The organism is Asticcacaulis aquaticus, from assembly GCF_028550415.1.
In the GTDB taxonomy this organism is placed as follows: Bacteria; Pseudomonadota; Alphaproteobacteria; order Caulobacterales; family Caulobacteraceae; genus Asticcacaulis; species Asticcacaulis aquaticus.
Genome location: NZ_JAQQKX010000011.1, coordinates 25,010 through 43,377, shown reverse-complemented (window position 1 = coordinate 43,377; position 18,368 = coordinate 25,010). Strand labels below are relative to the sequence as shown.

The window sequence follows — 18,368 nt, the reverse complement described above, 5'->3', positions numbered from 1 at the left end:
GCCTTAGAAGGTCTTGCCGACGCTCAGGCGGAAGGTCTGGCCCTCGGCCGGCAAAGCCGACAGGTGGCGCTGATAGTATTTGTCGAAGATATTGTCCCAGTTCAGACGCACATCGAGGCCCTCCAGCGGTCCCGACGGCGCACGATAGCTGAGGAACAGGTTGTGGATCGTATAGGAACCGTGCGAGGTCGAAGGGCTGACCACACCCGCCGTCGTATAGGCGTATTGCTTGTCGGCGATCTCGCCCTTCCAGCCAAGCGTCAGGCCGAGATCGGGGAATATATAGCCCGCCGTCAGGTTCAGTTGCTCCGCCGGGATGGTGGCGAACGGGATATTGGTCACCTTGTTATAGCCGTTGACCGTCGAATAGGCCGCGCGGGTAAAGAACCGGCGCGAAGCATATTCGGCCTCAAGCTCGGCGCCTTCGTAGCGGGCCTCGCCGACATTGGTATAGGCCGACGACGTCGCCGTGGTGCGCGTGATCAGGTTTTTTATGTCGTTCTGATATATGGTTAGTTTGACGTTGAAGGCGTCGCCCGACTGGAGCAGGCCGCGCGTCGAGAAAGACGCCCCGATTTCGCGGTTTTCCGACTCTTCGGGCTGAAGGTTGAGGCTGATCGTCTGGGCTGCGCCGCGGGTGTAGATCTCATCGAGCACCGGCGAACGTTCGGTGTGCGCCAGCGAGCCGAAGACATTGAATTTATCCGTCACGGCATAGATCACCGCCACCTTGGGTGAGACGGCGTCCAGATCGACTTCCGACGGGGTGCCGGTCGAACCGATGACATAGGTGCCCGCGCCGGGCTTCAGCTTCGACTTGTCGAAGCGCACGCCGGGGATGACGGTCAGCTTGTCACCGATGAGGATTTCATCCTGCACATAAAGGCTGACGCGGTTCATGTCGCCTTCGGGGTGCGTCGTCGCGCCGTTGGTGACGGTGCCGGTCAGGCTGTAGCGCGGGTTGCGGCGTTCCTGATGATAGGTTTGCAGGCCGACCGTCAGGAAGTGCGCCGCCGCGCCGGTTTCAAAGCGCGACACGTTCTCGATCTTGGTCTGGACGGTCTTGTAGCTGTATTGCGAGGTATAGCCGAGGGCGGTCGGCGAAAAGGTGTTGTCGCGCTGATCGGTGGCGGATTCGTCGAAGGCGATCTGCGCCTTGACGTCGAGCCAGTCATTGCCTTCGAAGCTGTTGTAGTAGCCGATGACATAGTTGGTGTCGTCGGTCTTGCGGCGAACCATATTGGTAAAGGCGGCCGCCTGCTGATCGTAAAGCTGGTACGAGTCGCTGGTCCACTTTTGTGCCGACGCCCAGACGCTGTGCTTGCGGTCGCCGCCGATATAGTAACGCGTCTTCACCAGCACCGAGTCGCCCGACGCCTGAGACGGCGAAACGACGTTACCATTGCCGTCGGTATAGTCGTTGGAATCGCGCTTATTGGCGACGAACAGCAGGTCGAGGTTTTCCAGCGGCTTTACCGCTACGATGACCGAAGCCAGCGTCCCCTTGGCATTGGTGTCGTAACCGCCCTTGAGACGCACGGCAAAGGTGTCGTCGCCCTTGAGGAAGTCCGAGGCGTCCTTGGTGGTGAAATTGACCGTCCCGGCCAGCGCGCCTGTGCCGAACACCGTCGAGGACGACGGGCCGCGCAGGACTTCAACGCGCTTGTAAAGCTCGGTGTCGGTGAACAGGCTTCCCATGCGGTAGCCTTCGAAGAACTTGGTCACGCCATCGACCGTGAAGACGACGCGGCTGTCCGATTCCGACAGGGCGGTGCCCATGCCGCGGATGTTGAAGCCCTGCCCCAGTGACGAGACACCGCCCGCCGAATCGACGCCCCCAACGCTTTCCAGCAGTTCGCCGACAGTGCCCGCTTGCGCCGCGTCGATATCTTCCTGATCGAGAACCGTGACCGATTGCGGCGTGTCGGTGGCGACCTTTTCCTTACCGGCGGACACGACGATCTTGCCCAGCGACAGCTGCGTGGTGGCGTCGCGTTCGGTGACCTTGATGTCTGTTTCCTGCGCCAGAACCGGCGCTGCGCTAAGCGCCAGAACCGACGCCGCCAGCAGGCAATTTGATTTGAATGACATCCCCATTACTCCTTTGCAAAAACATAGCGAGGCGGCAACATAACACCGTTATTATTATTGCGAATAATTCTCATTTACCCGGCACCTATACCTCACACCACGATGCGTCAAGGGTCTTGCAAATAATAATGATTCTCATTAGTGGATTGTGGCAATGCGACAACATCGCGTTTCAACCCTTGGGGACCACATGTCAAAATCACTGAAAATGGGCGTCAGCTCATTGATCCTGCTGGGCTTTTTATCCACGCCCGCTCTCGCTCACTCGCCCTACCTCAAACCGAACAGCTTCACGCCCGCCGCCCAGCGCGACCACGTGACCGTCGAGGCCTCGTTCGCCGAGGGCGACCTGCGCCCGGACGTGGCGATGAAGTCGGACAGCTTTTCCGTCACCGGTCCGGACGGCAAGGTCACACCGCTGACGCCCGCCGCCACACTGCGCGACGCGGTGTTCTTGGAAGTGCCGCTGGCCGCGCCCGGCACCTTCCTCATCTCGTCCGGCGTACGCAAGGGCCGCATTGCCAAGGCCGCCATCGTCAATGGCGAGGTTCAGTTCGTCGAGCCGGGCAAGACCCCCGCCGCCGGGGCGCAACTGGTCGACGTCCAGAGCCTGACCCGCGCCGACGTCTATGTGGCGCACGGCACGCCAACTAAGCCCGACGTGGCGGTCGACGGCGTTCAGATCCACCCGGTCACCGCCCCCTACGACGCCTATGCCGGTGAGCCGGTCACCGTACAGATCCGTGAAAACGGCAAGGGCCTGAAGGGCGAGAGCCTGACCGTCATCACCGACGGCCAGACCTATGCCGCGAACAAGGTTGCCGAATACGACCTGAAATCCAACGACAAGGGCGAAGTCACCTTCACCCCGAAAACGGCGGGTCTCTACCTGCTTCAGGTCCGCGTCCGCCGTCCCGCCGAGGGCACGCCGAACCTGTGGAACAGCCACACCGCCACCCTGACCCTTGAAGTCCTCCCCCAATAAGGCCCCCGAGTATGAAACACCTGCTTATCACCACCGCCGCCCTGATCGCCTTCGCCGCCCCGGCCTTTGCCGCGTCGCATTCCTCCACCGTCTTCATCGAAGAACAGGACCTCAACGGCGATGGCAAGGTCTCGACCGAAGAGTTCAAGACCGGCCGCAAGGTCGAGTTCGTCAAAGCCGACTTCAACGAAGACGGCACGCTCAGCGAGGCCGAATATGTCGGCGAATTTGAGGGCCGCCTGATGATCCGCCTGAGCAAGATCGCCGATCCGGAAAAGCGCCTTGAGGAAAACCAGCGCCAGATGCGTCAGGCCAAGGTCCGCTTCGGCGTCCTCGACACCGACAAGAACGGCGCGATCAGCTTCGGGGAATATCTGGCCTCGGGCCTGCGCATGTTCGGGATGCACGACCGCGACAAGGACGGTTTTGTCACCGACAAGGACGTCGCTCTGGCCGAAAAAGCGGCCAAGGAAGGCAAGAACGACTTCGTCCAGCCGTAAGGCGATACCCATACGCCCCATTCGTGGGGCGTATAGGACGCCGCGACCCGAAGCGGACATCGCACCGTTGAGCGATTGAGTTGCCCGTTAGCGGACTTTAAGACCTCTTTTTATTGCCAGGGGTCGTTAAAGAACAAAAAAGCCCGTGACTTTGCACGGGCTTTCCGATGGCTCAGGAAATGGGCAAACACACACACAGAGTTTATGGCGCGGGAAGGGAGTGGCTTTCGCGCCAGGATCAAAATCAGTTCAGCTTGTAAATCACCCCAACGGAGAAACGGCGACCGCCGTAGCCGATACGCCAGAGGTTGGGCACCCCGTCGGAGAAGCCGCGGTCGTCGGAGCCCACGATAATCGCCGCCTCCTTCAGCAGGTTCCGCCCTTCGAAATACAGTTCGACATTGGGTCTGAACTTGTGCGTCAGCTTGGCATCGACATACTGATAGGCTTAGGTGAAATAGGGCTCACCGGGGTTGTAGGGCTGACCGGTGACGTTGATGGGGTTGGCGTTGGGGGTGTTGTTCACCCCGCTGTCGCCGCAGGCGGAAACGCAGGTAAAGACGCGGTCTCGGCCTTGCCAGGTAATACGGGCATTGGTCTTGCCATCGTCGTACCATAGCGCCAGATTGGCGAAGTATTTGTACTGGCCCGGCGGGGTCTGGTACTCGCCCGTGATGGGGTCTACATAGGTCCGGCTGTTGCTGGCCTTGGTCGTCGAAACGTTGAAATCGGCCCCCGTATAGCGCAGACGCCACGGCAGGAAGGTGAAAGCGGTCTTAGAGGCGAACTCCCAGCCGCTTTGCGTATAGCCTTCGCCATTGACGTAGGTGTTATAGCGGAAGGTCAGATTATCCAGGCTTTCGCCTGTTTGGGGATCGACTTCGCCGGTGCCCGCAAACAGATTGGCGTTGTTGACCGTGACCGTGACCGGGCCACCGACGCGGATGGTCTGGCGATAATAGGCCAGCGACAGTGACGTGTCACGGTTGGGATACCATTCAAGGCTCGTATTGGCCTTGGCGGCCTGATAGGGCTTCAGGTCCGGGTTGCCGAACGTGTCGCAGCTATTGTCCTTGGCGGTGCCGTCGGCGTCGAATTCGTTCTCATTACGCTCATCGACGGTGCAGACCCCGGCAGGCCACAGACGGCCGACCGGTGGTCTGGCCACGGTTTTCGACCACGAATAGCGGGCCACCAGCTTGTCGTCGAGGACCCAGAGGGCGAGGTTATAGCTGGGGAGCCAGTCGGTATAGGTCTTGTCGATGGCCACCGGCTTCTGAAGATTGAACGAGGAAATGCCCGCGGCGGCGTCACGGTTGGCCGGATCGTAGAGCGCGGTCTTCTGGATCGAGGTCAGGCGGACAAAGCCCGACGCCTGAACGCTGGTGCTGACCATACGCACGCCGAAATTACCGTTGAACGACATGCCCCAGGGCAGGTTCTGCTCGAACTCGGCCATATAATAGGCCGCCGTGATCTGCTCGGTCGATTTGCTGACCGGCTGGGCATACATCTTTCCGTCGCTGCCCTCGCACACCTTCATGCAGTCGAGGTTATAGTGCTCGGAATTAACCAGGGCATAGAACTTGTCGGCGTCGATGCTGGTCCAGTTGGTCATGCCTTCCGCGCCGTCATAGCCGTTGAAGAAGACATCGCTATTTTCTTCGAGCGATTGCTGGAGAATGGCAATCGCCTGAGCCTGGGTTATCGTCTCCACGCCGTAGTAACGGTTGCGCGCCGACGGGTCGGGCACGTAGCCGTAGACGCACTGGTTGGCGACCGTCGTCGTCGGCAGGTTTTCGCAGGCACGGACATTGCCGCGCAGATTGAGCGTCGGCACCTCGACCCCGCTCACCGGCTGGAAACCGCCGCCACTCCAGTAGGCCGTCTTCATGTCGCGATAGCTGGCGCCCGTCTTGACCCGCGTGAAGAACGGCACGACACCCTTGAGGTTATAGCTGGCGTCGATCTTGCCCGCGGTTTCCGAGCTTTCCGTCATGCGCGGATTCAGCTGGATGCCGAAATTGCGCGTCAGCGGCAAACCGGCTGTCACCGGGTTGAACTTGACGAAATTGGCCATGTCGTTTTCGTTGTAGTCCGCCGGCAGATCGTAGGTCCACATGCCGCTGGGCAGCAGCCTCATACGGGCATTGCCGTAATTATAGGTTCGGGCGACGCGGCGATCGGTCCGCGAATAGGAGGACTCCGTCTGGTTGGCCTGAAAGGTGACGAGCAGCGGCCCGTCCTTGTATTCCCCCCCGACCAGCACATAGTTGCTCTTGGCTTCCACGCGGTTGCGGATATGGTCGATGCCCAGCGTGGCATTGGTAATGTCCATCTGAGTGATGTGGTGATTATCATCCATCACCAGCGTCGCCGGATTGACGTTCAGCGCCTGCCCCAGGATCGGGAAGGTATAGTTGGTCGTGGTTGACGTCGCGTTGGCGTCCAGCTGTATCCCGCCAGAGACCTGAGTCGGATTATAGATCCAGTACCCGCCCCCTGCCACCGGTGTCAGAACCTGCGACGAACCGACCGGAATATTGGTGTTGTTGTTGAGGCTTTGGGTGACAAAACCCGTCGATGCCGCCGTCAGAACAGATACGCCACCGCGCGAACGGAAGCGCGTGTCTTCCTCCTGATAGCGATCCGCCACCTGATATTTGGCATAGACCTTGAGGTGGTCGTTGACGCGGAAGTCGAACCGGACATCCCAGGCCAGACGGTCCTCATAGGCAGTGTAGCGCTGGTCGCGCACCGAGTTTGGCGCATAATCGTTCCACTGGTTCAGGCAGGACTGCTGCTCGCTGATCCTTTGCGCCTGCGCCGCCGAGCGGTTGGCATTGTTCGATCCGGCCTGAATCGCGTTCAGTTCTGCCGCCGTCAGGAGTGGGAAGGCCGCGACGCAGTCGGCTTTCGACTTGGCCGCTGCCGATTTTTCGATGATCTGACGCCGGGAGCTCGAATCGAAGAAGGTGCTTGTATTGGCCGCCAGCGGCGAGCGCAACACCGGCGTGTCGAGGCCTTCGCCCGACACCGTCGCCGGGTTCAGCGAATAGGTCTTTTCCGGCGAATTGTCGAAATCCGTCGTGCGCAGGTAACCGGCGCGGTCATTGGTCCCCGCCATGCCCATCTTGTGGCTGTCACCCAGCCGTTCCGACTGGGAAAAGTTGAGCAGCACGCCCAACCGGTTGTCGAAGAACTTGCGCGAGGCGATGATATTGATGTTGGGCGACCATTTCTCGCTGAGCGAATTGCGTTCGCCAGCCACGCGCATCTGGAAATAGGGCTTGCTGAAATCGAGCGCATCCCGCGTCTTGATCTGAACGCTGGCGCCCAGACCGCCTTCGGTCAGGTCGGGCGTATTGCCCTTGATCACATCGACGCTTTTGATCAGGTCGGCGGGCAATTCACGCATGTCCGAGCCGCGTCCGCCACCGTTCGAGCCGTTGATGGCCAGATCGGCACCATTGGTCGCGACCCCCATGCCGTCCATTTCGATACGAATGGCCCCACCGCCGTTGCCGCGGATATTGATGGAAGACCCCTCGCCGGTTTCATCGCGTGACAAGGCCGCGCCCGGGATACGCGACAGGGCTTCGTTGAGGTTCCGATCCGGGAACGAGCCGACATCGTCGGCGACGATGGAGTCCTGAGCCGTGTTCGAGCGCTTCTTGCGGTCGATGGCCGATTGCTGAGCCCGGCGCGCCCCGACGACCACGACCTCCTGAACGCCGTCGACGCTGACACGGTCTTCCGCTACGATGGCGCGCACCGGCAGAACCTGTGGCAGGGCGTCGGGGGCATCCGCCCGCGGGCTGGTTTTCTGACCGGAAATCTTGATCAGAAAGGTCGTGCCGTTGACCTGTTCGAGCGTGGCATTGGTGCCTTCGAGCAATCGGCGCAGTGCCTCGTTCGGTGTAAAGGTTCCCTTGACGCCGGACGTCGTTTTCCCGCCCAGTTGGCTACGGTCGAACATCAATTCAACGCCACTTTGGCGTCCGTATTGTTCGAGCGCCGAAATAAGGGACTGCGGGGCAATGTCGACGGGTTTGGCAGCCTGTGCATAGGCCGGACTGGACATGACGAGCGCGGTGGCGGCGCCGGCCGCCAGAGCGCGTAGAGTGGTGCTGAGCATTCGCGTTGTTTCCCCTGCCTGTTTTTGGGTGGCAGCGGGCCCTCGTTATGTGGGCCTCTGAATTGTAAGATGAATGCTCGGGAGGACTCCTCACTTCTCTTACATTATTTTTCTATACTCCCGCTGTCGCGCCATACCAGCTCAGTCGTGCCCGCCGAGGTCCGGCGTGCTTCAACGGGATAGAAACCCGTGACGGCGGCCACGAAATTCTGCGGGCGGTCGACGCGAAACACGCCGCTGACGCGTAGATCGGCGACCTTTGGATCGGTGATCATAAGGCGCACGTCGGAATAGCGATTGAACTCGGCCACGGCCACGGACAAGGCATCGTCACGGAACACGACCTGCCCTTCCTGCCAGCTGATCGAGCGTTTGACATCGGCCGTCTCGACCTTGACGTCGCTAACGCCCGTCGTCGCGGTCAGTTGCTCACCCGCCACAAGCTGCTCCGCCGCCAGTTGCGGCAATACGCGCTCTATGCCTTTCGGCTGCAACGGCTCGACCCGGACCTTGCCCTCAACCAGCACCACCCGGACATCATCTCCGTTCAGGCGCACATTGAAGGCTGTACCGACGGCCACGACATGGCGGTCTCCCGCTGTGACGACGAAGGGCCAGGCCGTATTGTGCGCGACCTCGAACAGGGCCTCACCGCGCAGTAACCGGATGTCGCGTCTGTGTTTGGAAAACACGACCTCGACAATCGTATCCGTATTCATCGAGACAACGGAGCCATCGTCAAGGGACACCTTGCGGCGTTCGCCCAGACGCGTCTCGTAACGCTTGGTCGCCGCAAGACTGGCTTCCGAACGACCCGGCGCATAGTCGGATCCAGTGGCCACGACACCGAAGACCGCTGCGCCGGCGATGACCATCAGCCCGATCGATGCCGCAACGCGCATCCGGTTCGAGCGAACTTCGGGTGCGACCGTGAGCGCCTCCTTTCGCAGATGCAGAAATTCAGACTCCGCCGCCAGTCCGCCGATATCGTCGAACAAACGGCTTGCTGCGGCATAGGCTTCTGCATTGGCCGGATCGGACAGCCAGACCTGAAACGCCGCCTCGTCGCGCGCGCTTAAGGTCCCCAGCACGCGCCGGGCCAACCACCAGTCGGCGGCGTCCGATGCGGCCTGCGGCATACCTTTGATGAGGCCTTTGGTCATGGACATCGTCTTATCGGTCATTGTGCGCAACGCCTAAGGTGAGCCAGCGCTCTCATCATGTGTTTCTCGACCGCCGACGCCGATATGCCAAGCCGCCGTGCTATCTCGGTACCCTTCATATCCTCGAAACGGCTCAGGATAAATATCGTCCGCGTACGCTCGGGTAATTCGTTCAGGGCCGCCTGAATGCGGCGCACCGCGTCTCGGCCCATCAGGATGCGTTCGGGCGTCTGAACGTCTTCACCCTCAACCAGTTCCGGCTGGATTTCTATGATCTGCGCCGCATTGCGCAGCGTATCCCGCCGCCCGGATTCGCGCAGTAGATTGGCCGCCGCCTGAAACAGATAACCTTCGACATTGTCGATAGGGCCGCTTTCGGCACGTTTAAGCACCCGGGCCAGAACTTCCTGCGTCAGATCTTCCGCTTCCATAGAAGAGCTTGTTCGCCGGGCCAGATAGTTACGGATCGCCGGCGTATAACGCACCAGAAGGTCGCTAAACGTCGCTTGCTCCCAACTCTGCCCTGATGGCTCATTCATCTCATTACCTGCAAAGGCAACATGCCCTCATATGCATAGATGAAAGTGACCCAGGAATCCTCACATCAATAGGGAAAAAATCAACCTTATAACGCCAAAGCGCCAATCCGGGCACTTATTCAACGATGCGTAGGAGCGCCGGAAAGCAGACATTGACATTACCGACCATCGCCGCAGTGGCTAATTTCAAACGGTCGCAAGCGTGATGTACGGCGGGTATGCAGACACGAGTTACCGGACGGAATAAATTCACCCTAAAATTAAGCAATGCAAAGCGGCCCCAAGTGCGTATTTGGGCCTGACATACTGATCGAATTCGACATTTTGAGCCCAAGTAATGTCGTATCAGGAAGGCGTCCGCTTGCAGCACGCCTTCCATCTACCCGTGTTGCGGAAACTACCCTCTTCCTCGCCCGTGGACTAACCGGTAGAGCGCCGGGAGGACCAGAAGCGTCAGAAGCGTAGAGGAGACGATTCCGCCGATGACGACGGTGGCCAGTGGTCGCTGAACCTCAGCTCCGGCTCCGACATTGAGCGCCATGGGCACGAAGCCCAGTGATGCCACCAGTGCCGTCATCAGCACTGGCCTGAGACGGGTCAGCGCGCCGTCGTAGATCGCGGCATCGAGCGGTTTGCCCTCACTGATAAGGCTGCGGATAAAGGTGACCATCACCACGCCGTTGAGCACCGCCACGCCCGAAAGCGCGATGAACCCAACCCCCGCCGAGATCGACAAAGGCATGTCGCGTACCAACAGAGCCGCCACGCCACCCGTCAGGGCCAGAGGCACGCCGGAAAAGACGATGGCCGCATCCTTGACCGAGCGGAACAGGGCAAACAGCAGACCGAAGATCAGAATCAGCGCGGCGGGCACCACGAACTGAAGCCGTTTGGCCGCCGAGATAAGCTGCTCGAACGTCCCGCCATAGCCGATCCAATACCCTGTAGGCACCTCGACCTCGGCTCCGACCTTTTGCTGGACCTCGGTGATGAACGAGCCCAGATCGCGACCACGCACATTGGCCGAAATGACGACGCGGCGCTTGCCGTTTTCACGGCTGATCTGGTTCGGGCCTTTCTCCATGCTGATCGCGGCGACATCCTGAAGCGGCACGAAGCCGGTCACGGTCTCACCGGACGTCAGCGGAATACGCAGCCGCCCGATCTCGTCGAGATTGCTGCGGATATGTTCGGGGAGACGCACGACGATGGCAAAGCGTCGGTCGCCCTCGAAGATCTGCCCCGCTTCGGTGCCGCCGATGGCCGTCGCCACCACCGCCTGCACATCGGCGACGTTCAGACCCAACCGCGCCAGGGCCGCGCGATCCGGGCGGATTTGCAGCACCGGCAGGCCGGTCACCTGCTCGACGCCGACGTCCTGCGCGCCGTCAATGCCCTCGATGACCTCACCGATTTCACTACCCTTGGCCAGCAGCACATCGAGATCGTCGCCATAGATTTTGACGGCAACATCGGCGCGCACCCCGGACAGGAGCTCGTTGAAGCGCATCTGGATCGGCTGAGTAAACTCGTAATTATTGCCGGGGACCGTTTTAACCGCCGCTTCGATTTCGGCGACCAGTTCCGCCTTGGGCTTGTTCGGATCGGGCCAATCCTTGCGGTCCTTGAGCATAACAAAAGTATCAGCGACGCTGGGCGGCATGGGATCGGTTGCCACCTCTGCCGTGCCGATCTTAGCGATGACGCGCTCGACCTCAGGGAACTGTTTGATACGCGCTTCGAGCGCCGACTGCATCTGCACGGCCTGGGTCAGGCTGGTGCCGGGGATACGCAGGGCGTGGAGCGCGATATCGCCTTCGTCGAGGTTCGGGATGAACTCCGACCCCATGCGGCTGGCGGCAAAACCGGCCAGCAGCACCAAAGCGACGGCGCCTCCGACCATGACGACGCGCAGGCGCAGGGCAACCGACAAGGCCCGCTCATAGACGCCGCGCACGGCGCGCATGATGGTGCTTTCCTTTTCCTGCACCTTGCCCGTGACGAACATGGCGACCGCCGCCGGGACGAAGGTCAGCGACAGGATCAGCGCCACCGTGAGCGCCATGACGACGGTGATCGCCATGGGATGGAACATCTTGCCCTCGACGCCGGTCAGGGCGAAGATCGGCACATAAACTAGCGTGATGATCAGCACCCCGAACAGCGAGGGACGAATGACTTCGGAGGTCGCCTCCGCCGTCAGCCTGAACCGCTCGTCCCGCGTCAGCAACCGCCCGTAGTTATGCTGCGCCTCGGCAAACCGCCTGAGGCAGTTCTCGACGATAATCACCGCCCCGTCGACGATGAGGCCGAAATCGAGCGCCCCCAGCGACATCAGATTGCCCGACACCCCCGCCTGCACCATGCCGGTGATGGTCATCAGCATGGCAAACGGAATGATCAGCGCCGTGATCAGCGCCGCGCGGATATTCCCCAGCAGCAGGAAGAGGATCACCACGACCAGCAGCGCCCCTTCGGCAAGGTTCTTTTCGACCGTGTGGATGGCGCGTTCGACCAGACCCGTGCGATCGTAAACCGCCACAGCCTCGACGCCATTGGGGAGCGCCTTAGCCGCCTGTTCCAGCCGTTCGGCGGCGGCTTTTGCCACCGTGCGGCTGTTTTCTCCGGCCAGCATGAAGACCGTCCCGAGCACGACCTCCTTGCCGTCCTCGGTCGCCGCCCCGGTGCGCAGTTCCTGCCCCAGACCGACATCGGCGACGTCGGCCACCCGGATCGGCAAGCCACCGCGATTGACCACGATGATGCCACGCAGGTCGTCGAGCGTTTCCGCCTGACCCGGCACCCGGATCAGGTATTGCTCGCCATAACGTTCGACATACCCCGCCCCGACGTTCGCGGTGTTGCGCTCGATGGCTTCGACGACCTCGGTCAGGGTCAGACCATAGGCCGACAGGCGCTCCGGCAGCGGCGTGACGTGATATTGCCGCTCGAAGCCGCCGATGGTGTTGACCTCGGTCACCCCCGGCGTGTTGCGCAGTTGCGGCCGGATGACCCAGTCCTGAAGCGTGCGCAGGTCTTCGGGCGTATAGGTCGAACCGTCTGGTTTGCGCGCGTCCGGCTTGGCCTCGACCGTATACATGAAGATTTCGCCGAGACCGGTGGCGATCGGCCCCATCTCCGGGCTCAGGCCCTCCGGTAACTGGCTGCGCGCGCCCTGAAGCCGCTCATTGACCAGTTGCCGCGCGAAATAGATGTCCGTACCGTCCTTGAAGACGACGGTGACCTGAGACAGGCCGTAGCGCGAAATCGAGCGCGTATAGTCGAGCCCCGGCAGTCCGGCGATGGCGGTTTCCACCGGGAAGGTGACGCGCTGTTCGGCCTCCAGCGGCGAGAAGCCGGGGGCTTCGGTATTGATCTGCACCTGTACATTGGTGATGTCGGGCGTGGCGTCGATGGGCAGGCGCTGAAAGCTCCACACGCCGATGACGGCGGAAACCAGCACCAGCGCCAGAACGACCCAACGGTGACGGATGGCGGCGGCAATCACCGCCTCCAGAAAGGGTGTTTTCTGCATGTCGCCCTCCCCTAGTGGTCGTGGCTTGCGCCGGACTTCTCGATGTCCGCGCGGATGAGGAAGGAACCATCGGTGACGTATTCGGTGCCGGGCTCAAGGCCGCCCAGAACCTCGGCCCACTCCGCCGTCTTGTGGCCCAGATCGAGCATACGCACCTCATAGGTGTCGCCGGATTTGGCATAGACCACGGTAAAGTCACGGAACGACTGAAGCGCCTTGGTCCTGACCGCCAACGGCACGGTCTGCGCATTGACGGCAAAATCGCCTTCGATGCCCATGCCGGGACGGAAGGCCTCGGCGTGGCTGGCCGGGATATGCACATGCGCCACCAGCGTCTGGCTGACGAGGTCCGCCGTCGGCAGAATCGCCTCGACCTTCGCTTCGATTCTCGTGTCTCCGGACAGGCTGCGCACGGTGACGATCTGCCCCACCTTCACCCGCTCGGCGTCGCGCGGATAGACGAAGAACTCCGCATGCAGCTTGGTCGGATCGGCGATGACCACCATCGTGCTATCGCCGGAATAGTCGCCGGTATTGGCGTTCTTTTCGACGATGATGCCCGAAATCGGTGCCGGGATCGGATAGGTTTGCAGGCTATCGCTCGACTCGACGCGGGCGATGATCTGTCCCTTGCGTACGCTTTGCCCAAGCTCGACGCTCAGGCTCATGATGCGGCCCGGATACCAGGCGCGGACCTGCGACTTGCCTTCGGGCTTTATCTCGATGCGCCCGGCCATGGTGATGGTTTCACCGACCGTGGCCGGACCGGCGATCTCGGTTCTGATGCCGCCCGCCTGCGCCGCCTCGGCAGTAATGGTCGTACGCCCTTCATAGGACGCATAGGACCACGAATGCGCCTTGCCCTGATAACCGGCGGTCACCTTGACGTCGAAGGAATGCGGCTCAAACACCACCGAATTGCCGCGCAGATAGTCGGCCTGAGGGGCAAAGGCGATGGCGTTTTTCACCCCGCCCAGCCGCGTTAGTTCGATGTCGAGCGTCACCTGAGATGGCGACAGTGGCTTGTCTTTCAAGTAGGCATAGACGCGGAATTCCGGCTCGACGCCGTCCTCAAAAATGGTGATTTCGACGGCAAAGTCGCCGTCGCGCAGCATCCGTCCACGGTGCGGCCCGCGTTCGAATTCCTCCGCCTCGCCTTCACCGTGGCCGTGGTCTGCCTCAGCCGCTTTTTTGTCACCACAGGCGGTCAGCGCCGTCAGGGACACCGCCCCGAGCATCCACATCCGGCGGTTTGGTTTAAGATTCGTCATTGTTGTATCTCCGGAAGCAGGGCGATCCACTGACCGCTCAGCCGCTCATAACGGGCGCGTTCGAGATGAAAGGTTTTGAGAAGCGCGATGCGTTCGGCCTTGACGGCCAGCAGGGCTTCGTGGGCGTTCATCAGGTCGCGATAGGCGAACCCACCGCGCGCAAAGCCCTCCTCGACCAGTCGGATGGCGCGTTCGGCTTGGGGGACAACCTCGGCATCGAGCCGTTTGACCTCATGGATATAACCACCCAGTCGCGCGTGAATCGCCGCCAGTTCGCGCGCGCGTTTGAGGTCATAGGCGCGGATATCCAGCGCTGCGGCCTCCGCTTCGGCGCGGGCCTGAGCGATGGCGCCCTGATTGGTGTCATGACGCGCCAGAGGGATCGAGCCGCCGACCACGAAGGCCACAGAGCCGTCGGCATTGAAGTGCCGCACACCCGCCGTCAGGGTCTTATCTCTAAGCGGACGGGTCGTCTCGACCCGAATACGGGCCGTTGAGCTTCGCTCACGCGCCCTCAACACCGCCGCATCCGGCATGTCCTCGGCGACGAAGGTCGGCAGGCCGGGAGCCCTGAAGGCGTTGAGGTCAAACTCCACATCTGCCGAGCCACCCCAGTAGGCCGCCAATTGCGCTTTCGCGGTACGGGCTTTGAGTTGCGCCTGATCCAGACTGATCTGCGCCTTGGCGACACTGGCATCGACAAGGGCGCCGGCAAACAGCGGATCACGCGCAGCATTGACGCGGCGGCTGATTTCTTTCTGCGAGCGCTGCGCCATGTGCAGACGCTCCGCCGCCAGTTCAGCCTCGGCTTCGGCTGTCAGGGCTTCGATCCACACGGTTTCGATTTCGTGCATAAGGTCAAGCCCGCGCACCCGCGCCTCGGCGACGATCAGGTCGCGCTGGGTCAGGGCCATATCCTGACGCGCGCGGCGCTTGTCGGATGGCTCATAGACCTGACTATAGCTGAGGGTCGTCTCCGCCCCGTCGATGCCGCCATAACCTTTAGAACCAAGGACATTCTCGGTTTCAAGACTCAATGTCGGATTGGGCCGCACACCGGCCTGCTGCACCGCGCCGTCCACGGCTTCTAATCGAGGCGACACCGCGTTCAGAGCGGGATCGTTCTGAACAGCGCGGGTCAGCGCCACGGACAGCGGCAGGGGTTGACGCTGGGTTTGGGCCCACGCCATGGTTGTCAGGCCGAGGCTTGCACAGGCAAGCAGGCTTAGCCCGACGCGCCCCAAAGCGGAGCGCATATATTTGTTTTGCATGAAATTTTCCTTGAATCGAACCTGACCGCGGCAAGCGCGGCCCTATGGATGTTCGATTCAGGCGCGCGGTGGCTGGAACGGCCCCGAAGGCCGCACCCCGTCAGGCGCGGGCATATCACCCGGCAGGACCCGCACCGCCCTCATCCCCAGCGGCGCGAAGGTATCGGCGGTCGATGGCACCAGGCTGGCGGTCGTTTCGCTGAAATGATGATGGTGATGGACATCAAGCGGATTGTCGCTGTCGCCCGTCACATGCGCGTCACCATGCGCATGATGGTGGTCGTCGAGAGCCACCACCTGCTCATTGTGAGCCCGCGTCCTATGATCGAGGATATTGAGGTCCGACTGAATACCGACCCAGAACCCATGCGCGAACAATCCCAGGCACAGCCACAGCCATACCATCGAGAGCGATCGTCCGGTTCTGTTCAGGCCGCGTGACATAGGCCGGGCCGTCTCCTCAGCCAAGGCATTGAGAATGAATTTCAATGGTTAGATGCTTCAGTTCGTGCACCGGTGTCAAGCGCTGGCGAACAACGTCCCGTGTCAGGTCGCTCGCGACGCTGACGATGGCCGCATGGGCTTCCGGTCCGATGCGCCAGACGTGCAGATCGACAATCTTTGCGTCACCGTTCGCCTCGACAAGCTCCGTGATTTCCCCGGCCACATGATCGTCAGTCCGGTCAAGCAGCACTGCGGCGGTATCGCGCATCAATGACCACGACCAGCGCGCGATGACGACGGCACCGACAAGCCCCATGACCGGATCGAGCCACACCCAGCCGAAGAACCGTCCGCACAGCAACGCGACGATGGCCAGCACCGAGGTCAGGGCATCGGCAAGGACATGAACATAGGCCGAGCGCAGATTGTTGTCGCGTGCCTTCGGTAAGGGACCATGGTGGTGATCCTCGTGCAACGCATGATCATGGTGATGGTGGCCATGATGATGTCCGTGATCGTGGCTATGTCCGTGTCCGTGATGATGCCCACCGGATAGCAGAAACGCGCTGGCTATATTGACCGCCAGACCGACCGCCGCAATGAGGGTCGCTTCGGTAAAGGCCACCGGCGACGGTTGCAGCAGGCGCAGGACCGACTCGACGCCGATACCGATGGCGACAATGCCCAGTACCAGTGCCGAGGCGAAACCGGCCAGATCGCCGACCTTGCCCGTGCCGAAGCTGTAATCGCGGTTGGCCGCGTGCTTTTTGGCGAAGCCATAAGCTATGGCAGCGATGGTCAGGGCGCCCGCATGGGTCGCCATGTGAAACCCGTCGGCCAGAAGCGCCATCGATCCGGTCACGTAACCGGCGACGATTTCACCGACCATCATGATGGCGGTCAGGCCGACCACCCAAAGCGTGCGGCGGGCATTTTCATCGTGCGCCGAACCGAGAAAAACGTGGTCGTGTGTCAGGTGATCCGTACTCTGCATTGTCGCCCTCACTTCGCGTACCGGCGGATGGCCTGAAGCACCTCGGCGGCTCCTTCGGCGCGCTCGGCATCCGTCAAACCCGGCGCGGCGACGTGCTCAAGCAGATGCGCCTCGATAACCTCGTCGACCAGTCCATTGACCGCACCTCGAACCGCTGCGACCAGATGCAGCGTCTTGGCGCAATCCGCGCCGGAGGTCAGTGCGCGTTCTACCGCTTCAAGCTGTCCAGCGATGCGACGTACCCTCATGACGAGGGCATCTTGATCTTTGTGTGTATGTGACATAGGATACCCCCCTACCCTATAGTTTTAATAACGTCAAACCACCAGGGGCGAAACCTGATAGCTGGCCGTTATTGCGATTTGAATGGCCGCCGTTTAACACGGCGTCATGTCGATTGAACTTGTCCCTCATGATCCCGCGTGGCGAAGCGCCTTCGAAGCCGAGGCCTATGCCCTTCGCCACGTCATGTTTAGTGCACTGGAGAACCTTCATCACATTGGTAGCACGGCCATTTCCGGGATCGTCGCTAAGCCGGTTATCGACATGCTGGGCGTCGCCACGTCGCTTGACGCGGTCGATACCCTGACCCCGGCATTACAAACGCTGGGCTATGTCGCAAAAGGCGAGAACGGTATTCCCGGTCGGCGGTACTTTCAGAAATCCACCCCCCTCACCGGTGTACGCAGCCATCATCTGCATATTTACGCGAATGGCGATGCGCACATCGAGCGGCATTTGGCGTTTCGCGATTATCTCCGCGCTCACCCGGAAAGAGCTGCCGAATACTCCGCCCTGAAAACAAACATCCTTTTAGGTGCGCCCGGGTCGAGAGCTGCTTATCAGGATACAAAATCGCCCTTCATACTGAAGACCGAAACGGCCGCGCTTGAATGGTTTCGGCAGGCGGCAAAGCCCACCCGGTCCGACAAGGCCTGCCCGGTCATCTTACGGCGACAGAATGACATCATCGAAATTCTGGCCTTTCGCCATCCGACCGCCGGCCTGCAATTCGTCAAGGGCAGCATCGAACCGGGCGAAGCGCCTGAAACGGCCGCGCGACGCGAATTGAAGGAGGAGAGCGGCATCGCCCTTTCCACGCCTATGACCTTCATCGGTGTCAGCCGTCTGGGCGAGCAGCAAAGACAATGGCACTTCTACATGACGGAGATATCAGGGATGCCCGACCAATGGCGGCATCAAACCGAAGATGATCACGGCCATATCTTCGCGTTTTTCTGGCATCCTTTATACGACGACCTCGACGATCAATGGCACCCGCTGTTTCACGAGATGTACCATATCATCCGCAAATACCGCCGTCATCGTTCTTAAAATCTGCACGCCAAGCAAGAGTTCAATGCGTCAGTCAGTCGGTGCCAATGCGGACATGTACTCTCTTGTGAACCAGTTATACAGATCGCTCCCAGAAGCGGA

The 18,368-nt window shown here is 61.0% G+C and carries 13 protein-coding genes; 3 read left to right on the top strand and 10 right to left on the bottom strand.

Going from position 1 to position 18,368, the window contains the following annotated elements; genetic code table 11:
• Positions 1–3 precede the first annotated feature (3 nt).
• A complete protein-coding gene (locus tag PQU92_RS13285) occupies positions 4–2,091 on the bottom strand; it encodes a TonB-dependent receptor domain-containing protein (RefSeq protein ID WP_272748720.1) in 2,088 nt (695 codons plus the stop codon).
• Positions 2,092–2,281: 190 nt separating this feature from the next.
• Here PQU92_RS13285 and PQU92_RS13280 point away from each other — a divergent pair, with 190 nt between their 5' ends.
• Complete coding sequence (locus PQU92_RS13280; protein WP_272748719.1) at positions 2,282–3,076, top strand: DUF4198 domain-containing protein; 795 nt, start codon at positions 2,282–2,284, stop codon at positions 3,074–3,076.
• An 11-nt stretch (positions 3,077–3,087) separates the two neighbouring features.
• Positions 3,088–3,576 (top strand): CREC-EF hand family protein, encoded by a 489-nt coding sequence (locus tag PQU92_RS13275; RefSeq protein ID WP_272748718.1) that lies wholly within the window; start codon positions 3,088–3,090, stop codon positions 3,574–3,576.
• A gap of 448 nt (positions 3,577–4,024) precedes the next feature.
• Here the strand turns inward: PQU92_RS13275 and PQU92_RS13270 are convergent, their stop codons facing one another.
• The 9 genes from PQU92_RS13270 to PQU92_RS13230 all read right to left on the bottom strand — a co-directional run bounded on the left by PQU92_RS13270 (position 4,025) and on the right by PQU92_RS13230 (position 17,215).
• Positions 4,025–7,714: a TonB-dependent receptor gene (locus tag PQU92_RS13270; RefSeq protein ID WP_272748717.1), complete on the bottom strand. Its 3,690-nt coding sequence runs from the start codon at positions 7,712–7,714 to the stop codon at positions 4,025–4,027.
• A 104-nt stretch (positions 7,715–7,818) separates the two neighbouring features.
• Complete coding sequence (locus PQU92_RS13265; RefSeq protein WP_272748716.1) at positions 7,819–8,877, bottom strand: FecR family protein; 1,059 nt, start codon at positions 8,875–8,877, stop codon at positions 7,819–7,821.
• Between the two features lie 17 nt (positions 8,878–8,894).
• Positions 8,895–9,416 carry an RNA polymerase sigma factor gene (locus PQU92_RS13260; RefSeq protein WP_272748714.1) on the bottom strand — a complete coding sequence of 174 codons (522 nt, stop codon included), beginning with the start codon at positions 9,414–9,416 and terminating at the stop codon, positions 8,895–8,897.
• 397 nt (positions 9,417–9,813) lie between these two features.
• Positions 9,814–12,951 carry an efflux RND transporter permease subunit gene (locus PQU92_RS13255; RefSeq protein WP_272748713.1) on the bottom strand — a complete coding sequence of 1,046 codons (3,138 nt, stop codon included), beginning with the start codon at positions 12,949–12,951 and terminating at the stop codon, positions 9,814–9,816.
• An 11-nt stretch (positions 12,952–12,962) separates the two neighbouring features.
• Positions 12,963–14,222 carry an efflux RND transporter periplasmic adaptor subunit gene (locus tag PQU92_RS13250; RefSeq protein ID WP_272748712.1) on the bottom strand — a complete coding sequence of 420 codons (1,260 nt, stop codon included), beginning with the start codon at positions 14,220–14,222 and terminating at the stop codon, positions 12,963–12,965.
• On the bottom strand, positions 14,219–15,493 hold the full coding sequence (locus PQU92_RS13245; RefSeq protein WP_272748711.1) for a TolC family protein: 1,275 nt from the start codon (positions 15,491–15,493) through the stop codon (positions 14,219–14,221). Before PQU92_RS13245 ends, PQU92_RS13250 begins: the two co-directional genes overlap by 4 nt.
• Before the next feature lie 57 nt (positions 15,494–15,550).
• Positions 15,551–15,937 carry a hypothetical protein gene (locus PQU92_RS13240; protein ID WP_272748709.1) on the bottom strand — a complete coding sequence of 129 codons (387 nt, stop codon included), beginning with the start codon at positions 15,935–15,937 and terminating at the stop codon, positions 15,551–15,553.
• Between the two features lie 16 nt (positions 15,938–15,953).
• Positions 15,954–16,931 (bottom strand): CDF family Co(II)/Ni(II) efflux transporter DmeF, encoded by a 978-nt coding sequence (gene dmeF, locus PQU92_RS13235; RefSeq protein WP_272748707.1) that lies wholly within the window; start codon positions 16,929–16,931, stop codon positions 15,954–15,956.
• Positions 16,932–16,939: 8 nt separating this feature from the next.
• Positions 16,940–17,215, bottom strand: a complete 276-nt coding sequence (locus tag PQU92_RS13230; RefSeq protein WP_272748705.1) for a metal/formaldehyde-sensitive transcriptional repressor — start codon at positions 17,213–17,215, stop codon at positions 16,940–16,942.
• A 106-nt stretch (positions 17,216–17,321) separates the two neighbouring features.
• Here PQU92_RS13230 and PQU92_RS13225 point away from each other — a divergent pair, with 106 nt between their 5' ends.
• Complete coding sequence (locus PQU92_RS13225) at positions 17,322–18,266, top strand: GrpB family protein (protein WP_272748704.1); 945 nt, start codon at positions 17,322–17,324, stop codon at positions 18,264–18,266.
• The last annotated feature ends 102 nt before the right edge of the window (positions 18,267–18,368 follow it).

Bases quoted from the DNA above. Each gene is read 5' to 3' on its own strand.
- PQU92_RS13285 (WP_272748720.1), bottom strand. From the start codon at position 2,091: ATGTCATTCAAATCAAATTGCCTGCTGGCGGCGTCGGTTCTGGCGCTT.
- PQU92_RS13280 (WP_272748719.1), top strand. From the start codon at position 2,282: ATGTCAAAATCACTGAAAATGGGCGTCAGCTCATTGATCCTGCTGGGC.
- PQU92_RS13275 (WP_272748718.1), top strand. From the start codon at position 3,088: ATGAAACACCTGCTTATCACCACCGCCGCCCTGATCGCCTTCGCCGCC.
- PQU92_RS13270 (WP_272748717.1), bottom strand. From the start codon at position 7,714: ATGCTCAGCACCACTCTACGCGCTCTGGCGGCCGGCGCCGCCACCGCG.
- PQU92_RS13265 (WP_272748716.1), bottom strand. From the start codon at position 8,877: ATGACCAAAGGCCTCATCAAAGGTATGCCGCAGGCCGCATCGGACGCC.
- PQU92_RS13260 (WP_272748714.1), bottom strand. From the start codon at position 9,416: ATGAATGAGCCATCAGGGCAGAGTTGGGAGCAAGCGACGTTTAGCGAC.
- PQU92_RS13255 (WP_272748713.1), bottom strand. From the start codon at position 12,951: ATGCAGAAAACACCCTTTCTGGAGGCGGTGATTGCCGCCGCCATCCGT.
- PQU92_RS13250 (WP_272748712.1), bottom strand. From the start codon at position 14,222: ATGACGAATCTTAAACCAAACCGCCGGATGTGGATGCTCGGGGCGGTG.
- PQU92_RS13245 (WP_272748711.1), bottom strand. From the start codon at position 15,493: ATGCAAAACAAATATATGCGCTCCGCTTTGGGGCGCGTCGGGCTAAGC.
- PQU92_RS13240 (WP_272748709.1), bottom strand. From the start codon at position 15,937: ATGTCACGCGGCCTGAACAGAACCGGACGATCGCTCTCGATGGTATGG.
- dmeF (WP_272748707.1), bottom strand. From the start codon at position 16,931: ATGCAGAGTACGGATCACCTGACACACGACCACGTTTTTCTCGGTTCG.
- PQU92_RS13230 (WP_272748705.1), bottom strand. From the start codon at position 17,215: ATGTCACATACACACAAAGATCAAGATGCCCTCGTCATGAGGGTACGT.
- PQU92_RS13225 (WP_272748704.1), top strand. From the start codon at position 17,322: ATGTCGATTGAACTTGTCCCTCATGATCCCGCGTGGCGAAGCGCCTTC.